General features: G+C 68.2%; 20 protein-coding genes. 8 read left to right on the plus strand and 12 right to left on the minus strand.

The window, feature by feature from the left end:
- Positions 1–56: 56 nt before the first annotated feature.
- The 7 genes from ccsB to hemL all read right to left on the minus strand — a co-directional run bounded on the left by ccsB (position 57) and on the right by hemL (position 7,723).
- Positions 57–1,154, minus strand: coding sequence for a c-type cytochrome biogenesis protein CcsB (gene ccsB, locus ACZ7OO_RS34880; RefSeq protein ID WP_471511108.1), 1,098 nt, complete (start codon positions 1,152–1,154; stop codon positions 57–59).
- The gene (gene resB, locus ACZ7OO_RS34885) at positions 1,151–2,854 is read right to left on the minus strand and encodes a cytochrome c biogenesis protein ResB (protein WP_471511110.1); all 1,704 of its coding nucleotides are present in this window, start codon (positions 2,852–2,854) and stop codon (positions 1,151–1,153) included. Before resB ends, ccsB begins: the two co-directional genes overlap by 4 nt.
- A 3-nt stretch (positions 2,855–2,857) precedes the next feature.
- Complete coding sequence (locus ACZ7OO_RS34890; protein WP_471511264.1) at positions 2,858–3,616, minus strand: cytochrome c biogenesis CcdA family protein; 759 nt, start codon at positions 3,614–3,616, stop codon at positions 2,858–2,860.
- A 16-nt stretch (positions 3,617–3,632) separates the two neighbouring features.
- A complete protein-coding gene (locus ACZ7OO_RS34895; protein WP_471511112.1) occupies positions 3,633–4,223 on the minus strand; it encodes a TlpA family protein disulfide reductase in 591 nt (196 codons plus the stop codon).
- Positions 4,224–4,290: 67 nt separating this feature from the next.
- On the minus strand, positions 4,291–5,544 hold the full coding sequence (locus ACZ7OO_RS34900; RefSeq protein ID WP_471511114.1) for a polysaccharide deacetylase family protein: 1,254 nt from the start codon (positions 5,542–5,544) through the stop codon (positions 4,291–4,293).
- Between the two features lie 170 nt (positions 5,545–5,714).
- Positions 5,715–6,398, minus strand: coding sequence for a histidine phosphatase family protein (locus ACZ7OO_RS34905; RefSeq protein WP_471511116.1), 684 nt, complete (start codon positions 6,396–6,398; stop codon positions 5,715–5,717).
- Entirely contained in the window at positions 6,395–7,723 is a 1,329-nt protein-coding gene (gene hemL, locus ACZ7OO_RS34910) for a glutamate-1-semialdehyde 2,1-aminomutase (RefSeq protein WP_471511118.1), read from the minus strand. The genes ACZ7OO_RS34905 and hemL overlap by 4 nt, the downstream gene beginning before the upstream one ends.
- A 302-nt stretch (positions 7,724–8,025) precedes the next feature.
- Here hemL and ACZ7OO_RS34915 point away from each other — a divergent pair, with 302 nt between their 5' ends.
- The gene (locus tag ACZ7OO_RS34915; protein ID WP_471511120.1) at positions 8,026–8,700 is read left to right on the plus strand and encodes a hypothetical protein; all 675 of its coding nucleotides are present in this window, start codon (positions 8,026–8,028) and stop codon (positions 8,698–8,700) included.
- Between the two features lie 76 nt (positions 8,701–8,776).
- Here ACZ7OO_RS34915 and ACZ7OO_RS34920 read toward each other — a convergent pair whose 3' ends face one another.
- From ACZ7OO_RS34920 to ACZ7OO_RS34935, 4 genes are read right to left on the minus strand one after another with little or no spacing between them, the layout of a single operon-like run.
- Positions 8,777–9,328, minus strand: coding sequence for a WbqC family protein (locus ACZ7OO_RS34920; protein WP_471511122.1), 552 nt, complete (start codon positions 9,326–9,328; stop codon positions 8,777–8,779).
- Positions 9,274–9,468 (minus strand): WbqC family protein, encoded by a 195-nt coding sequence (locus ACZ7OO_RS34925; protein WP_471511124.1) that lies wholly within the window; start codon positions 9,466–9,468, stop codon positions 9,274–9,276. The genes ACZ7OO_RS34920 and ACZ7OO_RS34925 overlap by 55 nt, the downstream gene beginning before the upstream one ends.
- 30 nt (positions 9,469–9,498) lie before the next feature.
- Complete coding sequence (locus ACZ7OO_RS34930; RefSeq protein WP_471511126.1) at positions 9,499–10,188, minus strand: YdcF family protein; 690 nt, start codon at positions 10,186–10,188, stop codon at positions 9,499–9,501.
- Positions 10,185–11,228, minus strand: a complete 1,044-nt coding sequence (locus ACZ7OO_RS34935) for a helix-turn-helix domain-containing protein (protein WP_471511128.1) — start codon at positions 11,226–11,228, stop codon at positions 10,185–10,187. Before ACZ7OO_RS34935 ends, ACZ7OO_RS34930 begins: the two co-directional genes overlap by 4 nt.
- A 119-nt stretch (positions 11,229–11,347) precedes the next feature.
- Here ACZ7OO_RS34935 and ACZ7OO_RS34940 point away from each other — a divergent pair, with 119 nt between their 5' ends.
- The 7 genes from ACZ7OO_RS34940 to ACZ7OO_RS34970 all read left to right on the plus strand — a co-directional run bounded on the left by ACZ7OO_RS34940 (position 11,348) and on the right by ACZ7OO_RS34970 (position 14,933).
- Positions 11,348–11,764: a hypothetical protein gene (locus ACZ7OO_RS34940; protein WP_471511130.1), complete on the plus strand. Its 417-nt coding sequence runs from the start codon at positions 11,348–11,350 to the stop codon at positions 11,762–11,764.
- Positions 11,764–12,177 carry a hypothetical protein gene (locus tag ACZ7OO_RS34945; protein WP_471511132.1) on the plus strand — a complete coding sequence of 138 codons (414 nt, stop codon included), beginning with the start codon at positions 11,764–11,766 and terminating at the stop codon, positions 12,175–12,177. Before ACZ7OO_RS34940 ends, ACZ7OO_RS34945 begins: the two co-directional genes overlap by 1 nt.
- Entirely contained in the window at positions 12,174–12,410 is a 237-nt protein-coding gene (locus ACZ7OO_RS34950; protein ID WP_471511134.1) for a DUF7848 domain-containing protein, read from the plus strand. Before ACZ7OO_RS34945 ends, ACZ7OO_RS34950 begins: the two co-directional genes overlap by 4 nt.
- A complete protein-coding gene (locus ACZ7OO_RS34955; RefSeq protein WP_471511136.1) occupies positions 12,386–12,643 on the plus strand; it encodes a hypothetical protein in 258 nt (85 codons plus the stop codon). Before ACZ7OO_RS34950 ends, ACZ7OO_RS34955 begins: the two co-directional genes overlap by 25 nt.
- On the plus strand, positions 12,640–13,800 hold the full coding sequence (locus ACZ7OO_RS34960; protein ID WP_471511138.1) for a radical SAM protein: 1,161 nt from the start codon (positions 12,640–12,642) through the stop codon (positions 13,798–13,800). Before ACZ7OO_RS34955 ends, ACZ7OO_RS34960 begins: the two co-directional genes overlap by 4 nt.
- Positions 13,797–14,009, plus strand: a complete 213-nt coding sequence (locus ACZ7OO_RS34965; protein ID WP_471511140.1) for a hypothetical protein — start codon at positions 13,797–13,799, stop codon at positions 14,007–14,009. Before ACZ7OO_RS34960 ends, ACZ7OO_RS34965 begins: the two co-directional genes overlap by 4 nt.
- Before the next feature lie 120 nt (positions 14,010–14,129).
- Positions 14,130–14,933: a phosphotransferase family protein gene (locus tag ACZ7OO_RS34970; RefSeq protein ID WP_471511266.1), complete on the plus strand. Its 804-nt coding sequence runs from the start codon at positions 14,130–14,132 to the stop codon at positions 14,931–14,933.
- Positions 14,934–15,167: 234 nt separating this feature from the next.
- Here the strand turns inward: ACZ7OO_RS34970 and ACZ7OO_RS34975 are convergent, their stop codons facing one another.
- Complete coding sequence (locus ACZ7OO_RS34975) at positions 15,168–15,701, minus strand: hypothetical protein (protein WP_471511142.1); 534 nt, start codon at positions 15,699–15,701, stop codon at positions 15,168–15,170.
- Positions 15,702–15,786: the final 85 nt, after the last annotated feature.

A 15,786-nucleotide genomic window follows, 5' to 3' on the forward strand; every position in this document is an offset into this window, starting at 1 on the left:
CGGGGCCCGGCGATCCGCACCCCAGGGTCCTCACGGACGCTCCCCCCAAGGGGGTCTTACACGCCGGCGTAGGAGTGCTTGCCGGTGACGAAGATGTTGACGCCGTAGTAGTTGAAGAGCCAGCAGCCGAAGGCGAGCATCGCCAGGTAGGCGGCCTTGCGGCCCTTCCAGCCGGCGGTGGCGCGGGCGTGCAGGTAGCAGGCGTAGGCGACCCAGGTGATGAAGGACCAGGTCTCCTTGGGGTCCCAGTTCCAGTAGCGGCCCCAGGCGCTGCCCGCCCAGATCGCGCCCGCGATGATCGTGAAGGTCCAGAGCGGGAAGACCGCCGCGTTCACCCGGTACGCGAACTTGTCCAGCGAGGCCGACGCCGGGAGGCGTTCCAGGACCGAGGTGGCGAAACGGCCGGGGGTGCCGCCGGTCTCCAGCTTGTTCTCGTAGGAGTCCTTGAACAGGTAGAGGATCGTGGCCACCGCGCCCACGTAGAAGACCGCGCCGCAGAAGATGGCGGTGGAGACGTGGATGTACAGCCAGTACGAGTGCAGGGCCGGGACCAGCGGCTCGCTCGCCGTGTAGAGGACGGTGACCGCGAGACCGAGGTCGAGCAGGACCGTGGTGATGAGGAAGAGGCCCATCCAGCGGACGTTCTTCTTCAGGGCCAGCAGCGAGAGGTAGATGGCAACGGCGACCGTGGAGAAGGTGATGTTGAACTCGTACATGTTGCCCCACGGCGCCCGCTGCACGGAGGCCGCGCGGGTGATCACGCCCGCGAGCTCCACGAGGAAGGCGAGGACCGTGAGGGAGATCGCGATCCGGCCGTAGAGGTCGCCCTGCTCGTCGCCGCCGTGGGCGCCGGGGCCGTCCGGCACGTCACGGGAGCCCGCCGCGGAGCGGACGACGATCTTCGGGCGTTCGAGTACGGCGGTGCCGCCGGCCTTCTTGACCGTCACGGCCGGGGCCTTCTTCGCCGTGGCCTCGGTGGTGAGCGCGTTGGCCGTACGGGCGACCCGGCTGCGGCTGCCCAGCAGCCACTCGAAGATGTAGGCGAAGAAGGCCAGCGTGTAGACGGCCATCGAGGAGTAGATGAGCGTGTTGCTCATGCTCGCGAGATGTTCGTTGGTCGCGGCGGCGAGCGTGGTTGCGGCGGCGGAAGTCATCGCTTCTCAGCCCCTTCGGCAGGTACGGGGGATTCTGCGGAACGGTCGTCTTCGTCGGGGTCGGGAGCCCCCGGAGCCTGGTCGTAGATGATTCCCGCGAGGTCGCCCAGCTCCTCGGGCACCTTCGCCGACTCGCTGCGGCCGAGGCCGGCCATCTCGACGACGGTGACGCCGTCGGGTCCCGGCACGGCCCGTACCCAGACGCGGCGGCGCTGGATGAACAGCGAGGCGGCGAGGCCGAAGATCGCGGTGAGGGCACCGCCCAGGGCCCAGCCGCTGCCGGGCTCCTGGACGATCTCGAAGCCGGCCCATTCCTTGACGTCCTTCTCGAACGTCACGGAACCGGCGCCGTTCGGCAGCTGCATGGTCTGCCCGGGCCTGAGGTTGTCGCGCAGCTGCTGCCCGCCGGAGTTCTTGAACTCCGTCATGTGGGTCTTGTCGAGCTGGTACACGCTCTGCGGGATGCCCGAGTTGACGCCGAGATCACCGTGGAACGGCGCCAGGTTCAGTACCGGGTTGTTCAGCGCCGGGAAGGTGGATACGACGGAGGAGCCGCCGCCGTAGGTCGGCAGGAAGAACGCCTGGATGCCGAGCTGCTCGCCGACGCCCTTGGCGTTCTTGTAGCCGTCCATCACCTTGACCACGCCCTGGGAGGTGACGTTGGCGTCGAGCGGGAGCAGCGGGACGGCGTCGTGGTAGACGACGTTGCCCTTGCCGTCGCGGACCGTGATGACCGGGGCGTAGCCGTGGCTGACGAGGTAGACCTTTGAGTCGCTGATGTGCAGCGGCTCGTTGACCTTGATGGTGGTCTTCTTCGTCTTGCCGTACGCGCCCTCGTTGTAGGTGATGTCCGCCGCGAAAGAAGTCGCGGTGCCCTTGCTGGGGCCGCTGGTCTGGTAGGCGGCGTGGAAGTTCTTCAGGTCGAAGCTGAACGGCACCAGGTCGTCGGTGCTGAACAGGGAGCCGGACTTGAAGTCGTCGTACTGGAGGATCGAGTTGGCGAACCCGTCGCCCTCGACGACCAGCTTGGTGCCGTCCGACTTGTACATCTGGCCGGAGGCGAAGGAGATCAGCAGCACGATCAGCGCGATGTGGAAGGCGAGGTTGCCGAACTCGCGGACATAGCCCTTCTCCGCGGCGACCGCTTCCCCGACGAGGTGGGCGCGGAAGCGCCGCCTCTTCAGCAGCTTCAGCGCCGCCTCACGGACCTCCTCGGGCTTCGCCTCGGTCCGCCAGGTCGTGTACGCCGGCAGCCGGTCCAGCCGCCTGGGCGCGCCCGGCGGACGGCCGCGCAGCTGGCCCACGAACTGCCAGGCGCGCGGGATGATGCAGCCGACGAGGGAGACGAACAGCAGGATGTAGATCGCCGAGAACCACACCGAGCTGTAGACGTGGAACAGGCCGAGCTTGTCGTAGACCGGCGACAGCGTCTTGTGGGCCTTGCGGAAGTCGGCGACCTTGTTGATGTCGGCGCCGCTCTGCGGGATCAGCGAGCCGGGGATCGCGCCCAGCGACAGCAGCAGGAGCAGCAGCAGCGCGACCCGCATGGAGGTCAGCTGCCGCCAGAACCAGCGGGCCCAGCCGATGACCCCGATGCCTGGGACGATCGGCGGCTCGTCCTGGGAGGGCGCGGTGGAGAGCTGGGAGCCGGCCGCGCCGAGATCCTGATCGTCGGAGGCGTTCCTGGAAGTCGTGCTCATCGGTCAGATCCCTACAGTGAAGCCGGCGGTCCAGGACTGGAGATCCTGTACGAGACGATCCCACTCGCCGGTCAGCAGCAGCAGACCGGTCACGATCATCATCGTGCCGCCGATCCGCGTCACCCACACATAGTGGCGCTTGACCCAGCCGAAGGCGCCGAGCGCCTTCCGGAAGGCGACCGCGGCGAGCACGAAGGGCACGCCGAGGCCGAGGCAGTAGGCGACGGTCAGTATCGCACCGCGGCCGGCACTCGACTGCTGGGAGGAGAGGACGAGCACGGACGACAGGGTCGGGCCGACGCACGGGGTCCAGCCGATCCCGAACAGCGCGCCGAGCAGCGGAGCCCCTATCAGTCCGGACACCGGCCGCTTTTGGAAGCGGAACTCCCGCTGGGTAATCCAGGGCATCAGCCCCATGAAGAAAACACCCATGACGATCATGAGCACACCGAGCACCTTGCTGAGGGTGCCGGAGCGCTCCTGAAGCGTCTGACCGAAGTAACCGAACAGGGCCCCGCTCGACGCGAACACGACGGTGAAACCGAGCACGAAGAGGGAGGCGCCGACCACCATCCGACCGCGTCTGGCGTCGGCCAGGTCGGTGCCGGCCACCCCGGTGACGTAGGACAGATATCCGGGCACAAGGGGCAGAACGCACGGCGAGAAGAAGGAGACCAGTCCGCCGAGCAGCGCGATCGGCAGGGCGATCAGCAGGGCGCCGTTCATGACCGTGCCGTTGGTGCCCGTCGCGGCGGCGAGCATCAGGGTGTCGGTCACGTCACTTCTCCGCGACGACGGGCTTGATCATCTTCAGCAGGTTCTCCTCGCTGAGCGCCGCCAGCGAGCGCGCCGCGATCTTGCCCTGCCGGTCGAGGACCAGGGTGGAGGGGATGGCCTGCGGGTTGAGCGTGCCCTTCTTGAAGCGCAGCATCAGCTTGCCCGTCGGGTCGTACAGGCTCGGGTAGCCGATGCCGTTCTGCTTCTCGAAGGCGACCGCGGAACCGGTGCTGGTGTCGCGGGTGTTGATGCCGACGAACTGGACGCCCTTGCTCGCGTACTCCTTGGAGACGGAGGCGAAGTAGGGCGCCTCGGCGCGGCACGGGCTGCACCAGGAGCCCCACACGTTGAGTACGACGACCTTGCCCTTGTAGTCCGCGACGTCCAGCGTCCTGCCGTCGATCGTCTTGCCCGACAGGTCGGGGGCCGCCGCGCGGTGGCCCTTGGCGACCGTGTCGATGCCGTCCTTGCCGGTGACGAAGTTGGTGTTGCCGCCTCCGCCGGAGGTGCCGCCGTTGCCGCACGCGGACAGGGTCAGGGCCGCCGCGGCGGCCACGGCACCGAGCAGGACGGCGCGGCTACGGGTACTCATGTGAAAAGTTTCGCATGCCCGTTCTGAGGATCTTGCGCACCCCCCTTGGTCCGGGAGACGTCCCTTTTCAGGCCGCGGCCCCCTGCCTGAGGAACGTCTTCCAGCCGCCGGCCGGCTGCTGTCCCACGTCCAGCGTGCGGAGCTTCGCAAGCACCTCGGGCTTCTGTACGTCCATCCAGTCCACGAACTGGCGGAAGGAGACCATGCGTACGTCGGCGCCCTTCTCCTTCTCGTGGGCGATGTGCCTGAAGGCCTCCTCGACGGAGTCCATGTAGATACCGCCGTTCCAGTGCTCGAAGTGGTTGCCTATGAAGAACGGCGCCCGGTTCGTCGTGTATGCACGCTGGAATCCGGCTATGTACGACTGTGCCGACTGCCGACGCCAGCCCGGGTAGTTGTAGGCCGGGGCGTTCGTCGAGTTGACCGACTGGTTGGCGAGCATGTTGTAGTCCATGGACAGGACCTCGAAGGAGTGGCCGGGGAACGGTATCTGCTGGAGGGGCAGGTCCCAGATGCCCAGCTTCTTGTCCGGCCAGGTCTGGCGGCCGCCCGGCGAGGAGGCGTCGTAGCGCCAGCCGAGCTCGCGGGCGGTGGGCAGCAGGTTGTTCTGGCCGAGGAGGCAGGGGGTGCGGCCGCCGACCAGTTCCTTGTCGTAGTCGAAGGGGAGGGACGGCAGGTCGGTCCAGCCGCTGTTGGTCCGCCACTCCTTCACGAACGCCTTGGCCTGGTCTATCTCGCTGCGCCACTGCTTGGGCGTCCAGTGGCCGACCGTGCCGTAGCCGCCGCAGAAGTGGCCGTTGAAGTGGGTGCCTATCTCGTGCCCTTCGAGCCAGGCGCGGCGGACGTTGGTGAGCGTCGCCTTGATGTGCTCGTCGGTGAGGTAGCCGATGTCGGACGCGCCGACCGGGTTGTTCGGCGGGTTGTAGAGCCGCTTCTTCGACTCGGGGAGGAGATAGAGGCCCGAGAGGAAGAAGGTCATCGACGCGCCGTGCTCCTTGGCGAGGTCGAGGAAGCGCGGGAAGAGGCCGTTGCCGACCTCGCCGGCGCCGTCCCAGGAGAAGATCACGAACTGCGGCGGGGTCTGGCCCGGCTCCAGCGGCTCGGGGGCGCCGGGCTGGTGGGGCTGCTTGCCGGTGTTCGAGGTGGAGCCGTCGCCGAGGGGGTGGGCGGTGGGCGTGGGCTTGCCGGAGGGCTCCTTGCTGGAACCGCCGGCATGGGTCGTCCCGTCCGACGGTGTGTGAGTGCCGCAGCCGGCGAGACCGAGGCCCGCCGCGGCGCCCGCGCCGACGCCGAGTATTCCCCTTCGGGTGAAGGTCCGCATGGATCCCCGATTCGTTCGTCACGTCCTCTGGTGGTCACCCAGTCAGAGGGCGTGACGAACGAGCGGGTTCCTTCACTTCTTCGCTGATTTACCGTCGAATGTGACGAAGGTACGGTCAAGTGCCGCACGTCATGGGAGCCTTACGCCCCTGAGCCGTACACCCCCGGGCGCTACGCCCCGAAGGCCTTGTCCTTCCCCTTCACCGGCTTGGCGCCGGCGCGGAGGTGGGCCGGGACGAGGTCGATGGCCGGCTCGCTGTAGCCGACGGAGACGATCCTGTCCCCCACATATGTGAAAGTCGTCAGGGACGCGAGCGTGCACTGCCGCTTGCGCGGGTCGTGCCAGAGCCGGCGCTTCTCGACGTACGACCGCAGGATCCAGATCGGCAGCTGGTGGCTGACCAGCACGGCCTCATGACCGCGCGCCTGGTCCTTGGCCGCGTCCAGCGCGCCTCGCATCCGGACGACCTGGTCGACGTACGGCTCGCCCCAGGACGGCCGGAACGGGTTGACGAGGTACTTCCAGTTGGCGGGCTTCTTCAGCGCCCCGTCGCCGACGCCGAAGGTCTTGCCCTGGAAGATGTTCTCCGCCTCGATGAGCCGCTCGTCGGTGGCGAGGTCGAGCCCGTGCGCCTTGGCGATCGGGGTGGCGGTCTCCTGCGCCCGCTCCAGCGGGGAGGCGGCGACGTATGTCACGTCCCGCGAGGAGAGGTGCTCGGCGACCCGGTCGGCCATCTGCCGGCCGAGCTCGGAGAGGTGGTAGCCGGGGAGTCTGCCGTACAGCACCCCGTCGGGGTTGGCGACCTCGCCGTGCCGCATCACATGGACGACGGTGATGTCCTGCTGCTCGCTCATTCTGCCGTGGCCTCCGCGGCCGCTCGGGCCGCCGCCGGGAGGGCGTCGGCGATCTTCTGGATGGCCCGCTCGTCGTGGGCCGTGGAGACGAACCAGGACTCGAAGGACGACGGCGGCAGGTAGACGCCGTTGGAGAGGAGGGAGTGGAAGAAGGCCGTGAACCGGAACGACTCCTGGCGCTTGGCGTCCTCGTAGTTCCGCACCGGCCGGTTGGTGAAGAAGACGGAGAACATGTTGGAGGCGGTCTGCAGCTGGTGCGCGACGCCCTCCTTGCCGAGCGCCTCGGCGATCAGCGCCTGGATCTGCGTGGAGACACCGTTGATCCTGTCGTACGCGGCGTCGTCGAGCAGCCGCAGCTGGGCCAGCCCGGCGGCGGTGGCGACGGGGTTCCCGGAGAGGGTGCCGGCCTGGTAGACGGGCCCGGCGGGGGCGAGGTGGGCCATGACGTCGGCACGCCCGCCGAACGCGGCGGCCGGGAACCCGCCGCCCATCACCTTCCCGAACGTCATGAGGTCGGGCGCGACCCCGTCGATTCCGAACCACCCGCTGCGGCTGGTCCGGAACCCGGTCATGACCTCGTCGGAGATATAGAGGGCGCCGTTGCGGGAGCAGGTGTCCCTGACCCCCTGGTTGAACCCGGGCTCGGGCGGCACGACGCCCATGTTGCCCGGCGAGGCCTCGGTGATCACACAGGCGATCTCCCCGGGGTGCCGGTGGAAGGCCTCCTGCACGGCTTCGAGGTCGTTGTACGGCAGCACGATCGTGTCCCCGGCCTGGGCACCGGTGACCCCGGGGGTGTCGGGCAGCGCGAAGGTCGCCACCCCTGACCCGGCCGCGGCGAGCAGCGAGTCGACATGCCCGTGATAACACCCGGCGAACTTGATCACCTTGGTACGCCGGGTGAACCCGCGGGCCAGCCGGATGGCGCTCATGGTGGCCTCGGTGCCGCTGCTGACGAGCCGCACCTGCTCCAGGGGATCGATCCGGGCGACCATCTCCTCCGCGAGGGCGACCTCGCCCTCACCGGGCGTACCGAAGGAGGTACCGCGGGAGACGGCGTCCTGGACGGCGGCGATGACCTCGGGGTGGGAGTGCCCGAGGATCATCGGTCCCCAGGAGCAGACGAGGTCGACGTACTCGCGGCCGTCGGCGTCGGTGAGGTAGGCCCCCTTGCCGGAGACCATGAAGCGGGGGGTGCCGCCGACGGCACGGAAGGCGCGCACCGGGGAGTTCACGCCGCCGGGCGTGACCGCGGAGGCGCGGTCGAAGAGCGCCTGTGAGACGGGCGCGTCGTAGGGATAGGGCGTTTCGCTCTGGGCGCTCATGACGTGCGGCTTCTCCGGCTTCTCGGACTCCGGTTGCTGGGTGACCTCCTCAGGGTAGGCGGAGGACGGTGGTCTTCTCACAGCGGAGGACGGCGGTGCCCGCACGGTACCCGAGGCATCTGCGAGACTGTGACCCGATACACCCAGCTCATCCGGTACGTAGCCGGCCGGAGGCTGTAAAGATCCTGCGGACTGATGTTTCGACGCACGTTTCGGCGGGCGGCCGTGGGGGAGGTCACTGACACGATGATCGGGTTGCGCGGCGGGGGCCACGCGTCCTAGAAAAGCAGTCGGGTGGAGATATGCATCGCGGTGGCGGACTGGGCGAGGGGACTGATGACCTGGGTCCTCGACGTGCCCGGCGGGGAAGGCACCGGCGCGACGCGGAGGAAGCGGCTGAGGCAGCACGTCAGGAACAGGGCGGCGCACCGAGTGAGTCCGAGCGGCGCGACCGACGTATTGATCAGTGGGACCAGAGGGGCCAGCGGATCGATCGCAGGATCGACCGGCTGCAGACCGGGAGCAGGAATGGTGGTCGGGTGGGGGTGACGTACAAATACTTCGGCGCACCGGACGGCGCGACCGCGGCCCGCGTCCCGATCTCGATGCGACCCGAGGAACTCGGCGGCGACGAGCTCGGCATGAACGGCATGTTCACGAAGATCAAGCCGGAGACCATGGCCGCGATGGTGCTGACGGGCATCGAAGGCGTACCTCTGCACAAGGTGCCACCCCTGGAGCTGGTCGTCCTGCACCCGGACTACGCGGTGGTCAAGCTCCCCATGACGGTCGTCGACCCCCTGCGCGGCATCGGCGAGGAAGCGGTGGGCGCGGCAGCCTTCATCTGGTCGACGGTCCCGGACCGAGGCGGCCCGAGGGACGCGTTCAACGTGTACCAGCTGCTGCACGAGTGGCAGGACTTCAGCCATCGGCTGCATGAGGCGGGGCATCAGCCGTATTGCCTTGTGTGGCCCTGAGCTGGGGTTTCGGTGGTTTCGGGCGGGGCTTTAGGGTCCCGCCCTTGTCGTATGCCGGGAGGGCCCCGTCAAGCGATCAGGGCACCCTGTGCTGTCGGGCCGTCAGCTCCAGCGCGAGGCCAGCCGGGCCCCTCCCGCTCAGGGCCCACAGACTGCTGACCCGGCGCGCCCAGTGCCAGACCGGATCAGCTGTGTCCACAGGGGTGTGGAAGAACAACACGTCGACGCCACGAACCGCGAACGGGTCGAGATAGCGCATACCGCCGGTGCCGCACAGGTAGTACGTGCTGTAGGTCGCAGCGGCAAGGTCGGCAAGCCGCTCGCTTCGGCTTCGGCGCGTCGGTATGGCACCACTGCTCAGCGCTTCGCCGTGCCAGCCGAGCATGGTCAGCAGGGCGAGCGTCGACATCCTGGCAATGTCCGCCACACGGTCGGTGGTGGCGAACTCGGCGAGGACGGGGTCCAGAGCTTCCCGTATGGCTGACCAGTGGCGGCTGCGCCCGTAGTACTGCCGGACCAGCAGCTCGACCGTGCGCCGTGAGCGACGAGGCTCCGCCAGCCGGGCCTCGCTGATCAGTGTCGGACGTCCATGAGGAAGGTGAGTGGGAAGGTGAGCCAGTGCTGCCAAGCAGGATTGTCCATGGCGGCGAGCCGGGCACGGTGCTGATAGTCGCGGCGCGCGAACTGCACGTCGTCGAGGACGATCCACCGTCGGCCGCGTACAGCTTGGCCAGCCGTGGGAACAGGTTCGGCTGGTGGATCGCGCACACCCCGCCCGGCGATTGGGCGCCAGGCGGATCAGGTGCTGATGAGGCGGCTGTCGAAGCCGGCGCCCAGGAGGCGCTCGTAGGCGTCATATACATCCCCCGGTACGTCCTGCTCGACGGCGAAGCCGGGCTTCGGGTACTCGATCACCCGTTGCAGGTCGCCGACGAGCATGTCGACGACAAGCTTCTCGTCGCCGATCGACTTGATGTAGTCGTCCAACTCCAGCGGCTCGGAGGCGCACACGACCTCAGCCTCGGGCCACAGCTTGCGGCAGGTCGCATACGAGCGGCGCTCCATGTACGGCTTGGAGATCAGCAGCAGCGACTGCACTTCCACCCCGGCCTCGGACAGCAGTTCGCGGGAGAAGGTGATGTTCTGGCCAGTGTTTGCGGCCTTCGACTCCACAATGATCGCCTCGTCCGGCACCCCCAGGCTCAGCGCGTGCTCGCGGTAGTGCACTGCCTCGCCGCGCGGGAAGCGAGCGCGGGTGGTGGGGCTGTTGCCGCCGCTGAAGACCACGACCGGGAAAAGGCCAGCGCGATAAAGGTCGACCGCAGTAGTCGCGACCCCAAGGTCGTGGCTGCCCAGGCCGATCGCCGCCGAGCAGGGCCGCTGCTCGTGGCCCATCTGGTGGTAATTCCAGATCAGCGTCGCGTCGTGGAACTGCTCGTCGGTGATCTGGCGCTGCTCGTGCTGCGGCACTGGCACTCCCTGGCTCATCCCTGCTGGTCCTTTCGGATGCCCTCGATACTGCGCAGCTGGTGGCTCAGCCCGTACTGCCGGGCCACCTGTGCCGCCTGATCGAGGACGGACAGCCCATCATTCCGGGTCGCCGCATCCGACAGAAGGATGTGCCCGTACGCGGTGTCCAGCCTCACCCGCTGCATCGGGGAGTCGACCGTGCCGGTGGTGCGCGCGATGTCGATGTAGTGCAGTGCCTGCTTCAGGTCACCGGCACCGCGATGGGCCAGGGCCAGCTTCTGGTGGGCGACCGACCAGTCCTCCGGCTCGCCCAGGTCCTCGAAGGCACGAGTGGCGGCCGTCATCGCGTTGGTGGCGTACGCGTTGTCGCCCTCCTTGCTCAGCGCCGTACCCACCCACAGCCGCGCCCTGGCACGGTCACGCGGGCTCAGGCGCTGGTCCTCGGCGAGGAGTTCGTAGTGGCGAGCGGAGGATTCCAACTGGCCCGACATCTCCTGGACGACGGCCAGGGACAGCTCGATCTGAGCCACCCGGCGCGGGATGTCGAGCTCGGTGAACATACCGCGAGCGGTCAAGTAGGAGTGCCGGGCTGAGAGTGGGCCGAGGATCGCACCCTGATCGCGCTGGAGGTCGCCAAGGAGCACGAGGGAACGGCCGTACAAATAGAGGCCCTTGTCGTCCAGCTGATGAGGTGCACGGCTGCCCAACCAGCGGTTCAACAGGGTTGAGGCGAACGGGAAGTCCTGGCGGCTGATGCAGACAACAGCCCGCTCGATGTCCTCGGTCCAGGTCTCGTAGTCCGCCGGCCGCGCGCTCTTCCGCTCAGGGAACAGCACTGCCTCGAAGCGGGCTTGGGCGGCGGAATCCGCCCGTGCGAGTGCGGTGTCGAGGATGGCCTGGGTGTCCGGTCGGGGCTGCGTCTCCGCGCCGAGGCTCTCCCACTTCGCGACCGTGCGCAGGGCGACACCGAGGTGCTCGGCGAAGGTGCGCGTGCTCATGCGCAGCGCGGCGCGCAGGGCGCTCGCCTCCCGACCTGTCCACTGCTGCACGCTGACCACGGATGACCTCCCTCCGTCACGTATGGAAGCACTGTCGGTGACGACGTGGGGTGGGAAGTGCAACGGAAGTACAACAGCAGGTCATTTCGAGGCCGTTCACGACGGCCGACGCTGTGGGCATGGACGACGACCTCATCACCGAACGCCGCCGCGTCGCCTTCCCCCAGGTCTTCGGCTACCTACGCCACGTCACCGGCGGGCTGCCCCGCCACGCGGCGCTCGTCGACTGCCTCACCGAGTACTGCGACCGGCACGAACTGGCCCTGTGCGGCGTCTTCACCGAACGCGACTCCACGGTGATCATCCGCTCCCCCGCCTTCGTCGGTCTGCTCGACGCGCTCGAACTCCCCGATGCCTACGGTGCCGTGGTTCCGGCTCTCAGCCACCTCGGCCCGAAGGGCCTCGGCACCGAGCGCAAGCGGCAGATAACAGCAGCAGGCGCTCGTCTGATCGTGGTCCGCCACCTCACGCCGACCACGGAATCCACCTCTTCGCTCGGCGCGAGCCACAGCTTCCGGCCGCTGGGGGATGCGTGATGTCCGTGCGTGACGCGTTGCGAAGGGCTCCCATGGTGAACGACGTGCCGGGGCTGCGGCTGCTGAAGGTCGGCGACGGCTGGGACGTCGTGCGCACCTCCGCCGAGATCGGCCTCCTGGCCCTGGCCTACCTGCGCTGCATCGGTACTTCCGTCGGCCCCGTGCTCTACGACAGGCCCAACGGGCGTCTCTACTACGCCGTCCCGACCGGCACCGCCACCAGCTGGGACGATCTGCCGGTACGGCACCTCTCCACCAACTCCTGGCTCGTCGCACCCGGCCTGGAGCTGCTCGACGACTGGTTCGGCGGGTGGTGCGAGCTGCCTGACGACGACACCCTCACCGACGCGGAGGCCCTCCGCGCTGCTCTCCAGCACCCCTACGTCGCCACAGCCCTGGAGGCGGTTCGATGACCAGCCGCACGATCATGCGCCACCAGGAGTGGACCCTCCAGCCCGACCGGGAACCCGACGCAGAGCCCACCACGTACGCGATGCAGTGCGCGGTCTGTGGCGAGACCTCGCCGTCCGGCACCGACTTCGCCGAACCGCAGAGCTGGGTGTTCACGCACGGTGGCCGCAATCCCTCGCACCATACGTACCGGGAGATCATCACCCGCCCGTGGAGGGCCTGGTGGAAACCGTAAACGGCCGTCTCGCCGCCACGGTCGCGCAGCCTGCCCGCTATGCCGGACCACTGCTGATCGTGCTCGTGTCCGCCTCGTACGGCTTCGCGATCGGCGTGACCGCCTCGACATGCACGGATCACACCCTGACCCCGCTTGGCCAGGGGATCCACCGGTTGCTGGCGGCCAACCTGATCGCCGCCCACGACCAGGACCGACCGAACGCTCATACCCAACCCGTGGAGGTTCCATGACCGAGACAAACAGCAGCGCCGAGGAGCTGGGGACCAAAACAGCTCCGCGGCTCGTGGCCAGCCCGTTTCTCGCCCAGTACCTCCTTGTCCAGCCCGGCCTGGCGGCCGGCGTGCGCATCCCGGAGGTCCGCTATGAGGAGCTGCGGGCTGCGGGGGCGGAAGGACGATCCGTCCCGGAGTGGCTGGCCGACTCGGCGAGGGAGGCGTGGGGGACCGAACTGCCCTCGTCGCCAGTCGGCGACGTCGTCCTCGTCCGCGAGCGGTCCCGGTACGGGTACGGCAAGGCGTCGTGGGAGATCAACCTCGGCTGTGACTACGACTGCGAGTTCTGCTACCTCGGGGAGAAGCGGTTCGAGAGCCTGGACTGGGCGGGTAAGCAGGCGCTGCTCCAGACGCTGAGGGACGCCGGTGTCCTGTGGTTGCAGATCACAGGCGGTGAGGCGCTGATCGACCGCGAGTTCGGCGCGGCATACGAGTACGCCCACCAGCTCGGGATGATGGTCCAGGTCTCGTCCAACGGCTCCTCGCTGCGGAAGCAGCCGATCCGGGACCTGTTCGCCCGCCACCGGCCGTACCGACTGACCCTGAGCGTCTACGGAGCCACAGCCGAGACGTACGACAAGGTGACACGGAACCGCGGGGCGTTCGGCCGGTTCCTGATGGGCCTGGACGCCGCTCGCGAGGACAGGCTGCCGGTCCGCCTGAACGTGATCGTCTCGGACGGCAACTCGCACGAGACAGACGCGATGGTGCGCCTCGCGAAGTCGTACGGCTTCCCGCACCAGGTCTTCACGAACATGTCGCCCACGATCGACGGCGAGGCGAACCCCCTGGCGACGCAGGCACTGGGGCATCTCAAGGCCCGCAGCGTCTTCACTGGCTGCAACGCCGGCCACACGTTCTTCCACGTCAACCCGCACGGCATCGCGTCGATCTGCAAGGTCGGCCGTGACCCGAGCGTGAACCTCATCACCGAGGGCGTCGAAGCCCTCCCCCGACTCGGCGCGGTCGCCGAGTCCCTACAGCTCCGCACCGGTGGATGCTCCGGCTGCACGAAGGTCGGCACGTGCCGCACGTGTCGGCCGCTGGCCAGGCTCTACCAGGAGGCGGGGGACCGACGAGAGCTCTACTGCCAGCATGGAGGTTACGGATCATGACTCCGTCCACCGCAATCCTGACCCCGCCCCGCGAACCGGTCATGCTCACCCTCGGCCGACGTCCGATGGAAACCCCGACCAGTGCCCCTCCGATGCCACTGACCGCCGTGTCGATCAAGGACGACGAGTTCGAAATCATCGCCGACCTGGACGAGGCTGCCGAGGGCGCCGAGTGCAGCTGCTCGGCCGGTGACGACCAGCCGTACTAGATCCACCACGGGTGGCGCCCGTGCCACCCTCTCGTTCCATCCCCTCAGTAGCGCCCCGGCCGTACCCTGGCCGGGGCGCTACTCCCCATATCCGAGCACCCTGAGGAACCGCGCGTGTCCATGTCCCGCATCGCCTACGAGCAGCTTCCCGCCGACGTCCGCCACGCCGTCGCCGACAAGATCGGTGCCGTGCACAGGTCGCTGACTACGCAGGGCGGCATGAACTCCGGCATCGCCTCCGTCCTGGAGACGAACAGCGGCAGGGTCTTCGTGAAGGGCATCCCGTCCGACCATCCCCAGGTCGCTGCCCAACGCCGCGAGGCAGCCGTCGCCCCGTACCTGCCGGCATCTTGTCCGCGTCTGTACTGGCACCTGGAGTTCGGCGGCTGGAGCCTGCTTGGCTACGAGGTGATCGACGGCCGCCACGCCGACTACACACCAGGCTCGCCCGACCTGCCGCTCGTGGAAGCCGCGCTTGTCGAGCTGCAGGACGTCACAGCGCCCCCAGGCATCGGTCTCAAGGACGCTGTCGACCGGTGGGCGGACTACGCACCGCCGGGTTCCCTGCACTATTTCGAGGGCAGCGCTCTCCTGCACACCGATTTCGCCCCGGACAACGTTCTGGTCACCGGTGACCGTGCGCGACTCATCGACTGGGCCTGGCCGACCCGAGGGGCGGCCTGGATCGACCCCGGCGCCCTTCTCCTCCAGCTCATGGACGCCGGGCATTCCGTGGAGGAGGCGCTCGCCTTCGCTAGTCGGTTTCCGTCCTGGCGGGAGGCAAAGGTCGAGGCACTCGCGGCGTTCAGCTCGGCCACGGCGGCACTGTGGCGGGAGATCGCCGAAGTGGACCCGACTCCATGGAAGTCGGGGATGGCGGAGCGGGCGGCGACGTTCGCGAGCATCCAAAACGGGAACCTGTAGGCGCTAGGTGTATTGACCCGTCTTATCCTCCACCAGCGCCTCACCGGGCACGATGCCGAAGGGCCCACCGTTCGCGGTGTGGCCCCTCGGCGTACGTAATTGCGCCGCCTCAGCTGGCGGCAGCCGGTGCACGGTCCGAGCTACACGGCGGGCAGCCCAGCGCCGCAGAGGCGGTTACTCGGCCGTGCCGGTCGGGACGGCGAATCGAACGTGAAGCGGGGCCGCAGAGCAGCACTACCTCTCCGCATAGCGCAGGAACTGGCAGCCCAGGACAGCCAGGGCAAGTGTCTGCGCGAGGGAGACGATCACGAGTGAAGGCCCGACGGCGGGAGAGCACCAGAATGCGGCCACGGAGATCATCGGCAAGGCCAAGTACGTGAACAGATCCACAGCGGTCTGTAATCGCTTGCGGGTGCTGCGGCTCGCATCGTCGCGGTGGTAGATCTCCCAGCCGAACACTGCGCCGTGGGCTCCGCTGAGCTCGGCCAGCCGCGGTCCCAGCTGGTCGCGGATGTAGCAGCCGACCGCTGAGATCTTCTCGTCGTTGACCAGGTAGGTCCAGCCCAGGACCAGGCAGATCACCGGGACGACGAGCAGCAGTTGAGCCTGCCTGCTCTGGACGGTGATCGCCAGGACCGCGGTCGACGCGGCGAGCGTGAAGTAGAGCAGGTTGTCACGGAATCCTATCCGGGTTTTCTGCTCCTCCTTGATGCGGTCGTACTCGGCCAGCAGCAGTCTGCTCTCGGTGACGTCTTCTGTGGCGGCCATGGCCATTCCTAAGCTCGGGTCCCGGCTGGGCTGATGAGTGGGCGGGCAGGGATCCGGCGCTCCGGACCCTGCCCGCTCCGGAGGC

The sequence above is a fragment of the Streptomyces sp. NPDC111744 genome (assembly GCF_055634995.1).